Origin of the sequence: Stenotrophomonas bentonitica (assembly GCF_013185915.1) — a bacterium.
GTDB lineage: Bacteria > Pseudomonadota > Gammaproteobacteria > Xanthomonadales > Xanthomonadaceae > Stenotrophomonas > Stenotrophomonas bentonitica.
Genome location: NZ_JAAZUH010000002.1, coordinates 142017 through 158144, shown reverse-complemented (window position 1 = coordinate 158144; position 16128 = coordinate 142017). Strand labels below are relative to the sequence as shown.

General features: G+C 68.0%; 20 protein-coding genes. 15 read left to right on the top strand and 5 right to left on the bottom strand.

Features of this window, described 5'->3' with window-relative positions; all coding sequences use genetic code 11:
- The first annotated feature begins 53 nt into the window (after positions 1 to 53).
- From lptA to HGB51_RS11745, 13 genes are all read left to right on the top strand, one after another.
- The gene (gene lptA / locus HGB51_RS11805; RefSeq protein ID WP_070206680.1) at positions 54 to 614 is read left to right on the top strand and encodes a lipopolysaccharide transport periplasmic protein LptA; all 561 of its coding nucleotides are present in this window, start codon (positions 54 to 56) and stop codon (positions 612 to 614) included.
- Positions 614 to 1333 carry an LPS export ABC transporter ATP-binding protein gene (gene lptB, locus HGB51_RS11800; protein WP_070206681.1) on the top strand — a complete coding sequence of 240 codons (720 nt, stop codon included), beginning with the start codon at positions 614 to 616 and terminating at the stop codon, positions 1331 to 1333. The genes lptA and lptB overlap by 1 nt, the downstream gene beginning before the upstream one ends.
- Positions 1334 to 1375: 42 nt before the next feature.
- A complete protein-coding gene (locus HGB51_RS11795) occupies positions 1376 to 2815 on the top strand; it encodes an RNA polymerase factor sigma-54 (protein ID WP_070206682.1) in 1440 nt (479 codons plus the stop codon).
- Positions 2816 to 2871: 56 nt separating this feature from the next.
- Positions 2872 to 3195: a ribosome hibernation-promoting factor, HPF/YfiA family gene (gene hpf / locus HGB51_RS11790; RefSeq protein ID WP_070206683.1), complete on the top strand. Its 324-nt coding sequence runs from the start codon at positions 2872 to 2874 to the stop codon at positions 3193 to 3195.
- Positions 3196 to 3216: 21 nt separating this feature from the next.
- Positions 3217 to 3669, top strand: a complete 453-nt coding sequence (locus tag HGB51_RS11785) for a PTS sugar transporter subunit IIA (protein WP_070206684.1) — start codon at positions 3217 to 3219, stop codon at positions 3667 to 3669.
- Entirely contained in the window at positions 3666 to 4616 is a 951-nt protein-coding gene (gene hprK, locus HGB51_RS11780) for an HPr(Ser) kinase/phosphatase (protein WP_070206685.1), read from the top strand. The genes HGB51_RS11785 and hprK overlap by 4 nt, the downstream gene beginning before the upstream one ends.
- A complete protein-coding gene (gene rapZ, locus HGB51_RS11775; protein ID WP_070206686.1) occupies positions 4613 to 5497 on the top strand; it encodes an RNase adapter RapZ in 885 nt (294 codons plus the stop codon). The genes hprK and rapZ overlap by 4 nt, the downstream gene beginning before the upstream one ends.
- 70 nt (positions 5498 to 5567) lie before the next feature.
- Positions 5568 to 5960 (top strand): PTS sugar transporter subunit IIA, encoded by a 393-nt coding sequence (locus HGB51_RS11770; protein WP_070206687.1) that lies wholly within the window; start codon positions 5568 to 5570, stop codon positions 5958 to 5960.
- Positions 5953 to 6222: an HPr family phosphocarrier protein gene (locus HGB51_RS11765; RefSeq protein WP_070206688.1), complete on the top strand. Its 270-nt coding sequence runs from the start codon at positions 5953 to 5955 to the stop codon at positions 6220 to 6222. Before HGB51_RS11770 ends, HGB51_RS11765 begins: the two co-directional genes overlap by 8 nt.
- A gap of 2 nt (positions 6223 to 6224) precedes the next feature.
- Entirely contained in the window at positions 6225 to 7991 is a 1767-nt protein-coding gene (gene ptsP, locus HGB51_RS11760; RefSeq protein ID WP_070206689.1) for a phosphoenolpyruvate--protein phosphotransferase, read from the top strand.
- Positions 7992 to 8126: 135 nt separating this feature from the next.
- Positions 8127 to 9488: a magnesium transporter gene (gene mgtE, locus HGB51_RS11755; protein ID WP_070206690.1), complete on the top strand. Its 1362-nt coding sequence runs from the start codon at positions 8127 to 8129 to the stop codon at positions 9486 to 9488.
- Between the two features lie 11 nt (positions 9489 to 9499).
- On the top strand, positions 9500 to 9766 hold the full coding sequence (locus HGB51_RS11750; protein ID WP_070206691.1) for a hypothetical protein: 267 nt from the start codon (positions 9500 to 9502) through the stop codon (positions 9764 to 9766).
- A 67-nt stretch (positions 9767 to 9833) separates the two neighbouring features.
- Positions 9834 to 10634 carry a carboxylesterase family protein gene (locus tag HGB51_RS11745; RefSeq protein WP_070206692.1) on the top strand — a complete coding sequence of 267 codons (801 nt, stop codon included), beginning with the start codon at positions 9834 to 9836 and terminating at the stop codon, positions 10632 to 10634.
- A 10-nt stretch (positions 10635 to 10644) separates the two neighbouring features.
- On the opposite strand, the gene HGB51_RS11740 is transcribed toward HGB51_RS11745, so the two are convergent.
- Genes HGB51_RS11740 through HGB51_RS11730 form a run of 3 tightly spaced genes read right to left on the bottom strand, consistent with a single transcriptional unit; the run spans position 10645 to position 12637 of the window.
- Complete coding sequence (locus HGB51_RS11740) at positions 10645 to 11595, bottom strand: aspartate carbamoyltransferase catalytic subunit (protein WP_070206693.1); 951 nt, start codon at positions 11593 to 11595, stop codon at positions 10645 to 10647.
- A gap of 15 nt (positions 11596 to 11610) precedes the next feature.
- A complete protein-coding gene (ruvX, locus tag HGB51_RS11735) occupies positions 11611 to 12078 on the bottom strand; it encodes a Holliday junction resolvase RuvX (protein WP_070206694.1) in 468 nt (155 codons plus the stop codon).
- Positions 12071 to 12637 (bottom strand): YqgE/AlgH family protein, encoded by a 567-nt coding sequence (locus tag HGB51_RS11730; protein WP_070206695.1) that lies wholly within the window; start codon positions 12635 to 12637, stop codon positions 12071 to 12073. Before HGB51_RS11730 ends, ruvX begins: the two co-directional genes overlap by 8 nt.
- Positions 12638 to 12716: 79 nt before the next feature.
- Here HGB51_RS11730 and HGB51_RS11725 point away from each other — a divergent pair, with 79 nt between their 5' ends.
- Entirely contained in the window at positions 12717 to 14507 is a 1791-nt protein-coding gene (locus tag HGB51_RS11725; protein WP_070206708.1) for a DUF4153 domain-containing protein, read from the top strand.
- The gene (locus HGB51_RS11720; RefSeq protein WP_070206696.1) at positions 14504 to 15037 is read left to right on the top strand and encodes a DNA-3-methyladenine glycosylase I; all 534 of its coding nucleotides are present in this window, start codon (positions 14504 to 14506) and stop codon (positions 15035 to 15037) included. The genes HGB51_RS11725 and HGB51_RS11720 overlap by 4 nt, the downstream gene beginning before the upstream one ends.
- Here HGB51_RS11720 and HGB51_RS11715 read toward each other — a convergent pair.
- Together HGB51_RS11715 and HGB51_RS11710 are read right to left on the bottom strand one after the other, a co-directional pair.
- The gene (locus HGB51_RS11715) at positions 15022 to 15729 is read right to left on the bottom strand and encodes a YitT family protein (RefSeq protein WP_070206697.1); all 708 of its coding nucleotides are present in this window, start codon (positions 15727 to 15729) and stop codon (positions 15022 to 15024) included. The genes HGB51_RS11720 and HGB51_RS11715 overlap by 16 nt on opposite strands.
- 115 nt (positions 15730 to 15844) lie before the next feature.
- Positions 15845 to 16060 (bottom strand): DUF4287 domain-containing protein, encoded by a 216-nt coding sequence (locus tag HGB51_RS11710; RefSeq protein WP_070206698.1) that lies wholly within the window; start codon positions 16058 to 16060, stop codon positions 15845 to 15847.
- Positions 16061 to 16128 lie beyond the last annotated feature (68 nt).

The following is a 16128-nucleotide window of genomic DNA, read 5'->3' as shown; positions in this document are numbered from 1 at the left end:
TTCCAGCGACGGCACTGGCCGTTCCCCCGAATCAGGCAGGAAAGCCCCACGCCATGAAGATCTTCTCCGCCGCCGTACTTGCCCTGTGCCTGGCCGTCCCGCTTGCCGTGCAGGCCAAGAGCACCGACCGCAACCAGGAAATGACCATCGAGTCCGACGCGCAGTCCGGCTCGTTCCTGGGCGATGGCGTCATCACCCTGTCGCGCAATGTCGTGATCACCCAGGGCACGCTCGACATCCGTGCCGCACAGGCCGATGTCCACATGAAGGATGGCGAGGCGGTGCGTGCGGTGTTCACCGGCAAGCAGGCCACCATGAAGCAGCAGCTGGACGACGGAAGCATGATGAATGCACGCGCCGACAAGATCGATTACGACATCAAGGGCGAAATCATCACCCTGACCGGCAACTACGAAGTGGTCAGCGCGCAGGGCACCAACAGCGGCCAGCGCATGGTCTACAACACCCGTACCGGCGAAATGAACAGCGGTGGCGGCGGTGAAGCCGGCCGCGTGCGCACGGTCATTCCGCCCAAGAACAAGGGCGCCGCCCCGGCCGCCAAGCCGGCCGCCCCCGCCAAGACCACTGTCCCCACCGCCGGGAGCAAGAAGTAATGCTGGTCGCCAAAGGTCTGCGCAAGCGCTACAAGCAGCGCGAAGTGGTCAAGGAATTCGGCCTGACCCTGGACGCCGGTGAAGTGGTCGGCCTGCTCGGCCCCAACGGTGCCGGCAAGACCACCTGCTTCTACATGATCGTCGGGCTGGTCGAGGCCGATGCCGGCAGCATCGTGCTGGACGGCAAGGACATCACCGCCGACCCGATGTACACCCGCGCCAAGCAGGGCGTGGGCTACCTGCCGCAGGAGCCGTCGGTGTTCCGCAAGCTGACCGTGGCCGACAACCTGCGTCTGGTGCTGGAGCTGCGCGAGGACCTGGACAGGGCCGGCCGCGAGAAGGAACTGAATTCGCTGCTGGACGAACTGCAGATCGGCCACGTGGCCGACCAGCTGGGCGCCAGCCTGTCCGGTGGCGAGCGCCGCCGCTGCGAAATCGCCCGGGCTCTGGCCGCCAAGCCGCGCCTGATCCTGCTCGACGAGCCGTTCGCCGGCGTCGACCCGATCTCGGTCGGCGAGATCCAGCGCATCGTCACCCACCTCAAGCAGCGCGGCATCGGGGTCCTGATCACCGACCACAATGTGCGCGAGACCTTGGGAATCTGCGACCGCGCGTATATCCTCAACGAAGGCAGCGTACTGGCGCAGGGGGCACCAGCCGCGATCCTGGAAAACGCAGACGTCCGCCGTGTCTACCTTGGAGAGACCTTCAAGCTCTGACCCGCCGGCCGCTGCATCGCCTTCCCTCCGTTCGGCACAGGCATGAAAGCACGGCTGCAGACATCGCTGGGGCAACAACTGGTCATGACGCCGCAGCTGCGTCAGGCGATCAAGTTGCTGCAGATGTCCACCCCCGAGCTGGAGCTGGAACTGGCCGAGGCGGTGGAGACCAACCCCCTGCTGGACTGGGCCGAGAACGCCGAGCCGGACCTGGAGGCCGCACCGGGCAGCGACGAGCGCCCGGCCGACGCGGCCGAGCGCGCCGATGAGCGCGACGCCCGAACCGAAGGCGCCGAGGACTGGGCGCCCGGTGAAGGCGACTGGGGCAGTGGCGGCAGCGGCGGCTCGTTCGACGATGACGACAACGGCAGCGCCGCCGAGCGCGTGGCCGAGACCGAAAGCCTGGCCGACCACCTGCTGTGGCAGCTGCACCTCTCGCACCTGTCCCGGCGCGACCGCAGCATCGGCGCCGCCCTGATCGATGCGCTGGGCGAAGACGGCTACCTGCGCGAGCCGCTGGCCACCATCGCCGAGACCCTGCTCCCGGCCATCCATGCCGACGAGGCCGAGATCCTCACCGTGCTGCACCAGATCCAGCGCTTCGACCCGATCGGGGTCGGCGCGCGCAGCCTGGGCGAATGCCTGCAGCTGCAGCTGGACGTGCTGGACCCGCAGACCCCCGGCCTGGCGCTGGCCCGGCGGATCGCCGACGGCCCGCTGGAGCGGCTGCCGCGCAGCGGCGTGAACGGCATTGCCCACGAGCTGCGCGAGCCGCTGGACGCGGTGGAGACCGCCGTACAGCTGCTGCGCTCGCTGGACCCGCGCCCCGGCACCCAGATCGGCGACCTGGCCCACGACAGCTACGTGGTCCCGGACTGCGTGGTCTGGCGCCAGAACGGCAGCTGGCGGGCGGCCCTGGCCGGCCACGCCGGACCCAAGGTGGTCATCCACCGGGGCTATGAGCAGATGATCCGCCGCTGCGGCGAAAGCGACGCCGGCTACCTGCGCGCCCACCTGCAGGAGGCGCGCTGGCTGCTCAAGGGCCTGGAGGCCCGTGGCGAGACCCTGCTGCGGGTGATGCGCTGCCTGCTGCAGCAGCAGGCCGCCTTCCTGGAGTTCGGTGAACAGGCCCTGCGCCCGCTGACCCTGCGCGAGGTGGCCGGCGAGCTGGGCCTGCACGAATCGACCATTTCCCGGGCGATCGCCCGCAAGTACGTGCGGACCCCGCGTGGGACCCTGGCCCTGCGCGCGTTCTTCGCCTCCGGGATCGACACCGACAGCGGCGGCGAGGCCTCCAGCACCGCCATCCAGGCCATGATCCGGCGCCTGATCGACGACGAAAACCCGCGCAAGCCGCTTTCTGACGCCAAGCTGGCTGACCTGCTCAAGACCTCCGGAATACCGGTGGCGCGGCGCACCGTGGCGAAGTATCGTGAGGCCATGAACATTTCCGCCTCGCACGAACGAGTTCGCATCGCCTGACGCTCACGCGCCTGGCGGCAAGGTTCATTGGCTCATCCGAACAAAGGAGAAACCCGATGCGCATCGAAACGTTTGGCAAAGATGTCGAAGTCACCCCGGCCCTGCATTCCTACGTAGAGGAGAAGCTGGCGCGGATCGGCAAGCACTTCGATCAGCATTGCGACGCGCGGGTCACACTGAAGCTGCAGAAGCCCGACCACCACGTCGACGCCAGCGTGAACATCCCCGGCCAGACCCTCCACGCCGAAGCCAACGGCCAGACCATGTATGCGGCCATCGACGTGCTTGCCGACAAGCTGGACCGGCTGGTCATCAAGCACAAGGAGAAAAAGCACCAGCACGCCCCGGTTCCGGCTCCCTTGGGCGACAATGGCGGCTGACGCCACCGCTCTCCCCCCAACATGCCTTTGACTGATCTACTGGCGGCCGTGCGCACCCAGGTGCTGCCGGCCGCCGATCGCGACAGTGTGCTGAAGGCCGCCGCCAGGCTGCTGGCCTGTCGCGAAGCCAATGCCGACCTGATCTACCGGAACCTGTGCGAGCGTGAAACGCTGGGCAGTACCGCCATCGGCCACGGCATCGCCATCCCGCATGGCCGCGCACCGCTGCTGGAACGCCCCCGCGGGGCGCTGCTGCGGCTGGAACGTCCGGTCGACTTCGGCGGCGACGAGCCGGTGGACCTGGTGTTCGCCATCGCCGTGCCCAGCCACTACACCCATCAACACCTGATGCTGCTGTCCGAGCTGGCCGAGCTGTTTTCCGAGCCGGCCATCCGCCAGGCGCTGCGCGAAGCGCGCGACGCGGCGACCCTGCGCCAGGTCATCGAATTCCCCCCGCCGGCGAGCGCCGCATGAATACCAGCATCACCGCCCGTGAACTGTTCGAACAGCAACGCGACCGCCTCGGCCTGCGCTGGGTGGCCGGACAGAAGGGCGAGCGGCGCGAGCTGGAGGCCGGCAATACGGTCTCGCGGCGCCCTTCGCTGGCCGGCTACCTCAACGCGATCTACCCCAACAAGGTGCAGATCCTGGGCACCGAAGAGCTGTCCTGGCTGGATTCGCTGGATTCGCGGCAACGCTGGGAAACCATCGAGCGGATCATGCAGTCGCACCCGCTGGCACTGGTGATCACCCGCAACCAGCCCTGCCCGGAAGACCTGCGCGCGGCCGCCGACGAGTCGCAGACCCCGCTGTGGATCTCGCCCAAGCGCGGCCACGAGCTGCTCAACCACCTCTCTTACCACCTGGCCCGGACCCTGGCGCCGCGGGTGATCCTGCATGGCGTGTTCATGGAGATCTACTCGATCGGCGTGCTGATCACCGGTGAGGCGGGCTCGGGCAAGAGCGAGCTGGCGCTGGAACTGCTCAGCCGCGGCCACCGGCTGGTCGCCGACGACGCCCCCGAATTCACCCAGATCGCCCCCGACGTGCTCGACGGCACCTGCCCGGAGCTGCTGCAGGACCTGCTCGAAGTGCGCGGCCTGGGCGTGCTCAACGTGCGCGAGATGTTCGGTGACACGGCGGTAAAGAAGAACAAGTACCTTCGGCTCATCGTGCACCTGACCAAGCCCATGACCGAACCCACCCCCCATGGTTACGAACGCCTGACCGGCGATTCCGGCACCCGCCACGTGCTCGACCTGGACGTACCGCTGATCACCCTGCCGGTGATGCCCGGGCGCAACCTGTCGGTGCTGACCGAGGCGGCCACCCGCCTGCACATCCTGCGCACCAAGGGCATCGACCCGGCCGCGATGTTCATCGCCCGCCACAGCAACCTGCTGGAGCGCCGCAGCCCATGAGCACCCCGGCCCCCACTGCCGCCACCCTGATCATCGTCAGCGGGCTGTCCGGCTCCGGCAAGACGGTCGCGCTGAAGACCTTCGAAGACCTGGACTACTACTGCTCGGACAACCTGCCGATCAACCTGCTGCCCGACTTCGTGCGCAGCCTGCTGGCCGGCCACGATGCCGACGTCCCGCGCCGCCTGGCGGTGGGCATCGACGTGCGTGGCCAGAGCGACCTCAGCCAGCTCTCGCACTGGCGCGAAGACGCCCTGGCAGCCGGGCTGGACGCGCAGCTGCTGTTCTTCGACGCTACCGATGAAGCCCTGCTCAAGCGCTATGCCGACACCCGACGCCGGCATCCGCTGAGCCAGCTCGGCCTGTCGCTGCCCGAGGCGATCGCACGCGAACGCGAACTCACCGCGCCGCTGCGCCGCGCTGCCGACGCGGTGATCGACACCACCGCGCTCAACGTGCACCAGCTGCGCCGCAAGGTGGTGACCGAATTCGCGCTGAGCCACGGCAACAAGCTTTCACTGCTGTTCGAATCGTTCGCCTACAAGCGCGGCGTGCCGGCAGAAGCCGACTTCGTGTTCGATGCCCGCGTGCTGCCCAATCCGCACTGGAACCCCGAGCTGCGGCCTATGTCCGGGCGCGAAGCCGGGGTGCGCGAGTACCTGGACGAGCAGCCGGACGTGCAGAAGTACGTGGCCCAGCTGGTCGACTTCCTCGACACCTGGCTGCCCCGCCTTGGCAATGACACCCGCAGCTACGTCACCGTGGCGTTCGGCTGCACCGGTGGCAAGCACCGTTCGGTGTACCTGGCCGAGCGCCTGGCCCGGCATGCGCGGGACCAGGGCTGGGAAGACGTGGCCACGTTCCATCGCGAGCTGGATTGAGTCGACGGCCCAACGGTCCGTTGCTCCCGTGGTGTATCCCCAATTCATCTTGGGATGTTAACGTTCGACAATGACCTGTGGCATTCTCCTTGTAACTCATCCCGGTGTAGGCACGTCCCTGCTGGACGTGGCGACCCGGCTGCTGCGGCACCTGCCGCTGAAGACCGAAGCTTTCGAAGTACCGTTCGACGCAGACCTGGATGTCCTGCTCCCGCTTGCCTCGGCCGCGTTGCGCCGGGTCGACAGTGGAGACGGCGTGCTGATCCTGACCGACCTGTATGGCGCCAGCCCGAGCAATCTGGCAGCGCAGCTGGCCCGCCTGGGCACCCCGGCACGCCGGGTCTCGGCGCTGAGCCTGCCGATGTTGTTGCGAGTGATGAATTATCCGGAACAGGGACTGGATCAACTGCCCGCCACTGCGGCGGCGGGCACTCGCAATGGAGCGATTGTCGACGATGCTTGAACGTGAACTCACCGTATCCAACCGCCTCGGGCTGCACGCCCGCGCCACTGCAAAGCTGGTGCAGGTACTGGCACCGTTCCGCTGCAATGTGACCATGGCCGCCAAGGGCCGCGAGATCAACGCCAAGAGCATCATGGGCGTGATGCTGCTGGCCGCCGGCCAGGGCACCCCGGTCACCGTGCGCATCGACGGCGAAGACGAAGGCGCCGCCATGGAAGCCGTGGTGGACCTGTTCGAGCGACGCTTCGACGAGGACAGCTGAGCATGCCGGGGCCACCGTCGCGATCGGGTTCCAGCACGGCACGGACCGCGTCCGGCGCCCTGCTGCTGGCCGGCCACGGTGCCTCGCGCGGCAATGCGCTCGGCCGCGCGCGGGTGCGCCTGCCGCACGCGCTGGAAGTAGCCGAGCAACGCATCACCCCGGCCCAGGTGCCGGCCGAACTGCAGCGGCTGCACCAGGCGGTGGACGCGGCCCGCGCCGAAATGCACGACCTTCGCCAGCGCCTGCATGGCGCGCTGAACCAGGAAGCCGGCGAGTTCCTCGACCTGCACGCCCTGCTGCTGGACGACCCGGAACTGCTGTACGGCCTGGATGAGTTGATCCGCAGTGGCCCCTACAGCGCCGGCTATGCGCTGCGGGTGCAGCGCGACCGCCTGGCCAAGGTCTTCGATGGCATGGACGATGCCTACCTGAAGAGCCGCATGGACGACCTGGACCATGTGATCGGGCGCATCCATGCGTTCCTGCAGAAGCGCCCGCCGGACGTGAAGGGGCTGGCCGGGGAGATCCTGGTCTGCGACAACATCGCCCCGTCCGAACTGGCCCAGCTGCAGGCGCACGGCGTGGTCGGCATCGTCACCGCCGCCGGCAGTGCGCTGTCGCACAGCGCGATCCTCGCGCGCAGCCTGCACCTGCCGCTGATCGTCAACGTGCCCAACGCGCTGCAGAAGATCGCCGACGGCGACGTGCTCGGCATCGACGGCAACACCGGGCAGATCACGGTCAACCCGCTGCCGCTGGACCTGCGCGACTACCGCGCGCGACTGCGCGAGCAGGCCCGCGAGCAACGCGAACTCGGCCGCCTGCGCAGCAAGCCCAGCCGTACCCGCGACAACGTCACCATCGCGCTGCTGGCCAATGCCGAGTCGCGCGAGGACGTCACTGAAGCGCACGCGCTGGGCGCGCACGGCCTGGGCCTGTACCGCACCGAGTTCCTGTTCCTGCAGCGTGACGAGCTGCCCGACGAACAGGAACAGTTCGAAACCTACCGCGACGCCGCGCTGGGCATGAGCGGGCGGCCGGTGACCATCCGCACCCTCGACCTCGGCGCGGACAAGGCCGACCGCACCGGCCTGACCCTGAGCAATGAGGAAAACCCGGCGCTGGGCCTGCGCGGGATCCGCCTTTCGCTGGCCCGGCCCAAAGTGGCCGATACCCAGCTGCGCGCGATCCTGCGCGCCTCGGCTTACGGCAAGCTGCGCATCCTGCTGCCGATGGTCAGCACCCGCGAGGAAATACGGGCGGTACGCCGGCGCCTGGCCAAGCAGGCCGAGCTGCTGCGTGCCGAGGGCCACGAGGTGGCCGAGCACATCCCGTTCGGCGCGATGATCGAAGTGCCGGCGGCGGCGATCGCGCTGGAGAGCTTCATCGACCTGGTCGACTTCCTGTCGGTGGGGACCAACGACCTGGTGCAGTACCTGCTGGCCGCCGACCGCAACAACGAAGCGGTCGGCGAGCTGTATTCGCCGCTGCACCCGGCGGTGCTGCGCCTGCTCGCGCACATCCTGCGGGTGGGCCGCGAGCACGACGTGCCGGTGGCGGTCTGCGGCGAGATCGCCGGCGACCCGCGCATGACCCGGCTGCTGCTGGCGCTGGGATTGACCGAGTTCAGCCTGCACCCGGGCACCCTGCTGGAAGTGCGCCGCGCAGTGCGCGAAAGCGATCTGGGCGAACTGCAGGCCGCCGCGCCGAAACTGCTCGCCGCCCGCGATCGGCGCGGGATCGAGCGGTGGATCGAGTCGAACCAATAATGGTTTACGGCGTGGTCGATTGCGCCGACAAGGCTGTGCACTGAAACATTACCGCGCGATAATGACGCGGTGACCACCCCTCTTGCCGCATCCTGTACGGGATAGCGGCCTTTTTGATTTCCGCGGGAGTTGTGCATGGCCGAAGCCGTACGCCACGACAAGACGGCGCGCCAGTTGCGCCTGTTGTCCGATGCACTGGACAGCGGGCGGCTTGGGCCGGTGCGCCGCCTGGTCAACACGCTGGCGCCGGCCGAGATCGGCAACCTGCTGGAGTCGCTGCCGCCCGGCAAGCGCGAGGTGGTCTGGGGCCTGGTCGACCCGGAAGACGACGGCGAGGTGCTGGTCCACGTCGGCGAGGAAGTGCGCGAAAGCCTGCTGGCCGACATGGACCCGGACGAGATCATCGCCGCGGTCGAAGACCTGGACATCGATGACCTGGCCGACCTGGTTGAAGACCTGCCGGACACGGTCATCGACGAAGTGCTCAAGTCGATGGACCGCGAGAACCGCGAGCGGCTCGAGCAGGTGCTGTCCTATCCCGAGGACAGCGCCGGCCGCCTGATGAACCCGGACGTGGTGACCGTGCGCGCCGACGTCAACGTCGACGTGGTGCTGCGCTACCTGCGCCTGCGCGGCGAGCTGCCCGACCACACCGACCACCTGTTCGTGGTCAGCCGCCGTCACCAGTACCTGGGACGGTTGTCGCTGGCTTCGCTGGTGACCCACGAAGACAGCACCCCGATCAACCGCCTGATCGACGACGAACAACCGGCCATCGACGTGGGCGAAAGCGCCGACGAAGTGGCGCGGCAGTTCTCCGACCATGACTGGGTCTCGGCGCCGGTGGTGGACGACAACAACATCCTGCTTGGCCGCATCACCATCGATGACGTGGTCGACATCATCCGTTCGCAGGCCGAGCACCAGGCGCTCGGCGCGGCCGGCCTGGACGAAGAGGAAGACCTGTTCTCCCCGATCAAGCGCGCCGTGCGCGGCCGCGTGGTGTGGCTGGGCATCAACCTCTGCACCGCGTTCCTGGCGGCCACGGTGATCGGCCAGTTCGAGCTGACCCTGCAGAAAGTCGTAGCGCTGGCGGTGCTGATGCCGATCGTGGCCGGCGTGGGCGGCAACGCGGCGGTGCAGGTACTGACCCTGATGGTGCGCGGCATCGCGCTCGGCCAGGTCGGCCAGAGCAACGCGCGCATCCTGCTGTGGAAGGAATCGCGGGTGGCGTTGATCAACGGCACCCTGATCGGCACCGTGGTCGGCATCATCGCCTTCCTGTGGTTCAACAGCTTCCTGCTGTCGCTGGTCATCACCCTGGCGCTGATCATCAACTTCTGCGCTGCCGCGCTGGCCGGCGTACTGCTGCCGCTGCTGCTCAAGCGCATGAACGTGGATCCGGCCGTCGCCGGCACCGTGGTGGTCACCGCGGTAACCGACGTGATGGGCTTCTTCAGCTTCCTGGGCCTGGCCACCCTGATCCTGCTGCACTGAGCGGAGTTTCCGTGGCACTGACCCTCGACAACTACTTTGCCGCCGGCTGGCGCGACCAGCCGCACACCTGCCCTGCCTGCGAGTGGAAAGGCACTGCCCGCCAGATGTCGATGGAACTGCACGAAGACGAGGCGGAGTTCGATTGCCCGGTGTGCGAGAACCCGATCCTGCTGGTGGTGCATCCCAGCCTGGCCCAGGTGCAGGCCGCAGCCGCCGATGGCCATCCGGAGGCGATCGAGCAGCTTGAGATCCTGGGATCGGCCCCACGTCCCGACTGATGCACTGCAAGATGCCTGCGTGCCCGCCCGCGCCTAGACTGAAAACGATTCCAGTCGAGGACAGGCAATGGCACGAAAGGCGAGCGGGTGGTGGTGGGCGATGCTGGCAATGTTCGTGTTGAGCGCTTGTGCGTCGACCCGGGCCGTGGACAAGGGCCACTTCGTGGAGCGCTCGGTCACGGTCGAGGGGCATACCTCGCGCTACCAGGTGTTCGTTCCCGCCAACGCGGCCGCGCAGCGCGGCTCCCTGCCGGTGGTGCTGTTCCTGCACGGTTCGGGCGAACGCGGCAGCGACGGCGTCAAGCAGACCGAGGCCGGCCTGGGCCCGCACCTGCACAGCCATGCCCGCGACTTCCCCGCTCTGGTGGTATTGCCGCAGGTGCCGGATGACGGGGAATGGGCCGGCATCAACAACCGCATTGCGCTCGCCGCACTGGACGCGACCATCGCAGAGTTCGGCGCCGACCCAAACCGCCAGTACCTGACCGGCATGTCGATGGGCGGCTACGGCAGCTGGAACATCGCCCTGGACCACCCCACCCGCTTCGCCGCGATCGTACCGGTCTGCGGCGCGGTACTCGCCCCGCGTGCGGTACGCACAACGCTGCTGGTGGAATCGGTGGCCGATGAAGCCGACCCGTATGCCGCCATGGCCGCACGCCTCAAGGCAACGCCCATCTGGATGTTCCATGGCGCCAAGGACGACGTGGTGCTGCCCGAAGACGACCGCCGCTTGAAGGCGGCGTTCGACCAGGCCGATGCATCCGACGTGCGCTATACCGAGTACCCGCAGGGCAACCACAACGCATGGGACGCGACCTATGCGGATGCGGCGATGTGGGAATGGCTGTTCGCGCAGCGGCGCTGACGCCGGAGCCTCAACCCAGCAACGTCTCCAGCACCGCCATCCGCACCGCCACCCCGTTCGCCACCTGGCGCAGCACCCACGACTGCGGGCCGTCGGCCACTTCGTCGGTGACTTCCACGCCGCGGTTGATCGGGCCCGGGTGCAGCACGGCGGCGTCCTGGCCAGCGCGCTTGAGGCGCGCGACGTTCAGGCCGTACTCGGCGTGGTACTGCTCGATCGACGGCACCAGGCCCTCTTCCATGCGCTCGCGCTGCAGGCGCAGCATCATCAGTGCGTCGACGCCTTCCAGCATCTGGTCGAAGTCCTGGCCGACGATGCAGCCCTTCAGGGTCTCATCGTCCGGCAGCAGCGACTGCGGGCCGCACACGCGGATTTCGCCCACGCCCAGCGTGCGCAGCGCATGCAGGTCGGTGCGGGCCACGCGCGAGTGCTTCACGTCGCCGACGATCACCACCTTCATCTTCGAAAAATCGCCGCCCTTGGCCTGGCGCAGGGTCAGCATGTCGAGCAGGCCCTGGGTGGGATGCGCGCTGCGACCATCGCCGGCGTTGATGAGCGCCGTGCCCTCGCCCGCCGCAGCGGCAAGCTCGGCCACCGCGCCGTCGTCCGGGTGCCGCACCACGAAGCCGCGCACGCCCATCGCTTCCAGGTTCTTCAGCGTGTCGCAGGCGGTTTCGCCCTTGCGCGTGGACGAGGTGGACGCGTCGAAGTTCAGCACGTCCGCACCCAGCCGCTGCGCGGCCAGCTGGAACGAGCTGCGGGTGCGGGTGGACGGCTCGAAGAACAGCGTGCACACCGCCGAACCGGCCAGCACATGGCGCTTGTTGCCGACCCGGCCGACCGCCGCGTCGCGGATCTGGCCGGCGCGGTCGAGCAGCTGCAGCAGGGTTTCGCGGGGCAGACCTTCCAGGGTCAGCAGGTGGCGCAGGCGTCCTTCGGAATCGAGTTGCGAGGCGGTCATGGCAGGGGTCTGGGGTCAGGAAACGGGGGTGGCGTCGTCGGGTGAAGACAGCCAGCGTTCGATGATGACCGCAGCGGCCACCGCATCCAGCGTGGCCGCATCGCGGCGACGCTTGCGGCCTTCGGCGCGCTCGACGGCAAACCGGCGCGCGGCTTCGACCGAGCTGGAACGCTCGTCGACCAGCACCACCGGCAGTTTGAAACGTTCCCGCAGCTGGCGGGCGAAGCCCTGCGCACGCTTGCGGTTGGGCTGGTCCTGGCCGTCCAGGGTGAGCGGGTCGCCCACCACCAGGCCATCAGGCCGCCACTCCTTGATCAGGCGCTCGACCGCGGCCCAGTCCGGCCCATTACCGTGCACGTCCACCACGGCGATGGCACGCGCATGGGTACCGAACGAACTGCCGATGGCCACGCCGATCCGGCGCGAACCGACGTCGAAGCCGAGTACGGTGCCGTCGCGGCGGATGGTGGCCGGCTCAGACATGGCCGCTGTAATCGGTGTGGCGGAACAGGTCCACGCCGATGCGCGACGCCGCGCCCTGCCAGCGCTGCTCCAGCGGGGTGTTGAACAGCAGCTCGGCGTCGGCCGGCACGGTCAGCCAGCTGTTGTCGGCGATCTCCGCTTCCAGCTGGCCTTCGGTCCAGCCGGCACAGCCCAGCGTGACCAGCGCATGGCGCGGGCCTTCGCCGCGGGCCATCGCTTCGAGGATGTCGCGCGAGGTGGTCAGGTACACGCCCTGGCCCACCTGCAGGCTGGAGTCCCAGCCGCTGGCGTCGTCGTGGACGACAAAGCCGCGCTCGGGATGGACCGGGCCACCATTGAGCACCACCTGGTCGCGAAGGGCCAGATCGTCGGTCTGGATCTCCATCTGTGCCAGCACATCACCCAGCGTGTACTCGGACGGCTGGTTGACCAGCACCCCCATGGCGCCGTTTTCGTCGTGCTGGCAGATCAACGCCACCGTGCGTGCAAAGGTGGGATCGGTCAGCGACGGCAGCGCGACCAGCAGGTGATGGGCAAGTGTGGTGGGCAGCGTGGACATGGACCCATTCTACCCGCTGGGCCCGGACACGGGCGTGAGCCTGGGCTAGGATGCCTGCACTCAAGCAGGGACGCGCATGATGAACTACCACCCACCATTGCCGCTGGCTTCGCGCAGCGCCATCGTACTGATCGCGTTGTTGCAGGGCCTGATGTTGTACGCCGTGCAGGAAGCCGCCGGTCACTGGCCGTTCCACGAGTTCGGCAACCGCCTGTGCTGGTACGCCTGGGTGCTCACCGTGCCCACCGCGATCGCGCTGACCCTTGTCGAGCTGCGCGATCGCCGCCTGTGGCTGCATGCGGGGCTGGCCACCGCGCTGGTGCTGGGGCTGGCCGGGTGGATCGGCTGGAACCTGGGCGGCCCTGCCAGCGACCTGCGTCAGGGACCGTTGCTGGTGCCATTCTCGTTCTGCCTGGCGATCGCGGTATTCGTGGCGTTGCCCTGGTGGCAGTTCCGGCTGCGCCACGGGCACTGGCGCGCACCGTACGAAGCGCTGTTCGAGCATGCCTGGCAGAACGGCCTGACGCTGGCGCTGGCGGCGGCGTTCACCGGGCTGACCTGGATGCTGCTGTGGCTGTGGGCTGCGCTGTTCAACCTGGTGGAGATCGAATTCTTCAGCGACCTGTTCCGCGAACACGCGTTCATCGCGCTGGCCACCGGAATGCTGGCGGGGTTCGGCGTGCTGATCGGGCGTACCCAGCACCGTGCGATCCAGATCATCCGCCAGGTGCTGTTCGCGGTCGCTCGCGGGTTGCTGCCGCTGCTGGCCTTCATCGCGGTGATCTTCGTGGTGTGCCTGCCGTTCACGGGTCTGGAACCGCTGTGGCGCACCCGCTCCGCGACCACCGTGCTGCTCACCCTGGTACTGCTGCTGGTGGTGTTCAGCAATGCGGTGTACCAGCATGAAAGCGATCGTCCGGCGTACCCGCTCTGGCTGCGCCGACTGGTCGAGGCCAGCCTGCTCATGCTGCCGGTCTATGCAGCGCTGGCGTTGTACGCGCTGGGACTGCGCATCAGCCAGTACGGCTGGACCCAGGAACGCTTCTGGGGCCTGCTTGCGGCGCTGCTGGTGTGCGGCTATGCGGTGGGCTACGCGCTTGCCGCGCTGCGCGGACGCGGTTGTTGGCTGCAGCGGATCGAACCGGTCAACCGCTGGATGTGCTGGGTGGTCATGGCAGTGGCCGTGCTGGCCAACACCCCCGTGCTGGATCCGGTCCGGATCAGCCTTGCCAGCCAGCTCGCGCGCATCGAGGCCAAGGCTCCGGCCATCACTGCCGATACTGCCACCGAACTGCGCTTCAACTATGGCCGACGCGGGGTGCAGGTCCTGAAAACCCTGCAGCAGGACCCACGCTTCAGCAGCGACAAACGCGCCCGCACCCTGATCGCCGGCGTACTGGACGTGGACGGGCGGAAGGTCCGCTACGGACGCTACACGGACCGCATCGGCGACATGGACGTGCTGCGCCAGCAGGTCAAGCTGGCCAAGGGCAGCCCAGCCCCGGAGCTGGACTGGTGGAAGGCCGTGGTGGCCGGGACGATCGAGGGCGGCAGCTGCCTGGAGCTCGACGAGCGCTGTATTGCCCTGCGCCGCGACCTGGACGGCGACGGCGTGGACGAGGTGCTGCTCTGCCACGAACCACAGTGGGGCGGCGCGCAGTGCCGGTTGCATGCGCGCGAGGGGGCCGGATGGGCGAACGCTGGCAAAGTCGACTTCCCGCTGCCCGCCGAGGCCAGCGGGAATCCCGACCGCGACCCGCTGCTGCGGGGTGAACTGAAGGTGCATGCCTCGCGCTGGCCGCAGTTGTCGCTGGGCGGCGGCCGTAAACTGGGCATCGACGAGCCCCTTGCCGAAGACGAGTCTCCATGAGCGGTTACTGCCTCATCGCCCCGGGCCACCCGGTGCACGGTCACTACCATGACCATGAATATGGTTTCCCGCAGCGCGACGAACGCGAGCTGTTCGAGCGCCTGCTGCTGGAGATCAACCAGGCCGGGCTGAGCTGGGAAACCATCCTGAAGAAGCGCGAAGGGTTCCGCGCGGCCTACGACCAGTTCGACGTGGACACGGTGGCGGCCTACGGCGAGCGCGAGGTGGAACGCCTGCTCAACGACCCGGGCATCATCCGCAACCGGCTCAAGGTGTATGCGGCGATCCACAACGCGCAGGTGATCCAGCAGCTGCGGGCCAGCCACGGCAGTTTCGCGGCCTGGCTGGACGCGCAACACCCGCGCGACAAGGCCGACTGGGTGAAGCTGTTCAAGAAGACCTTCCGCTTCACCGGCGGTGAAATCACCGGCGAATTCCTGATGAGCCTGGGGTACCTGCCGGGCGCGCATGCACCGGACTGCCCCGTGTACAAGCGGCTGGCGAAACTGCGGGCTCAGACGCCCATGTAACGGCCGGGGCGGTGGTTGAACATCAACACCAGGCTCAGCACCACCGCGCCGATCGCCGAGTACAGCACCTTGTCCGGCGAGAGCACGAAGAACGCCACGCACATCAGCAGGGTGTCGAACGACATCTGCACCTTGCCGGCGCTCCAGCCGCGGGTCCGCTGCAGGTACACCGCCAGGATGCCGATGCCGCCCAGGCTGGCGCGGTGGCGGATGTAGAACAGGATGCCCAGCCCGGCAAGCGCGCCTCCTACCAGGGCCGAGTACAGCGAACTCATGTGGGCGAAGTCGGCCCAGCGCGGCAGCAGGTCGACGAGCACGCCACAGGCGGTGACCGCGGCGAAGGTCTTCAGTGTGAACTCCCAGCCCATGCGGCGTACTGCCACCCAGTAGAACGGCAGGTTGACCAGCACGAACACCACGCCGAAGTTCCAGCCGAAGGCGTAGTGGGCCAGGAACGCCAGCCCGGCCATACCGCCGATCATCAGGCCGCCCTTGGCGAAGATGGCCAGGCCCAGCGAGGCCACCAGGGTGGCCAGGATCATGCCCTGCACGTCCTCGGCGACCGAATGGCGCAGCGCTTTCTCGTCGGCCAGGGTGCCCGCGCTGTCCGGTGGCGGGGTCAGCGGGCCGGCGGTGACCAGATGGCCGTCAGCGTCGTCGCACGGCGCGGGGCCATGGGATTCAAGGGACATGGGGGTGGGGCCAGACTCGTGGGGAGCGGTATTAGACACGATTGACGTGACAGTTGCAGGTGAAATGATTCAGTTCCGCAACAATCGGCCGCATCTGGCCGGTTTCGGCCGGGCCCTAGTCCCGCCGCCCCTTCAGGTGGTGGGCCACCAGCGCGTTGGCATGACCGTGGCCCAGCCCGTGCGCCTCCTTCAGGAAGCCGACCAGCGCCATGTGCTTCAGCCCGCCCTGAGTGGCCAATAGGGCCAGCCAATGCCCGACCGGCTGGCCATAGGTTTTCTCAATGGATGGGAAGTAAGACGCGGGGCCTTTGACCGGGGCGGTGTCGTTCATGACCGTTTCCTCGCAGGTGGGTTCATCTGGTACGACGAACCTGCGGGCCGGAAATCGACAGGCCACCG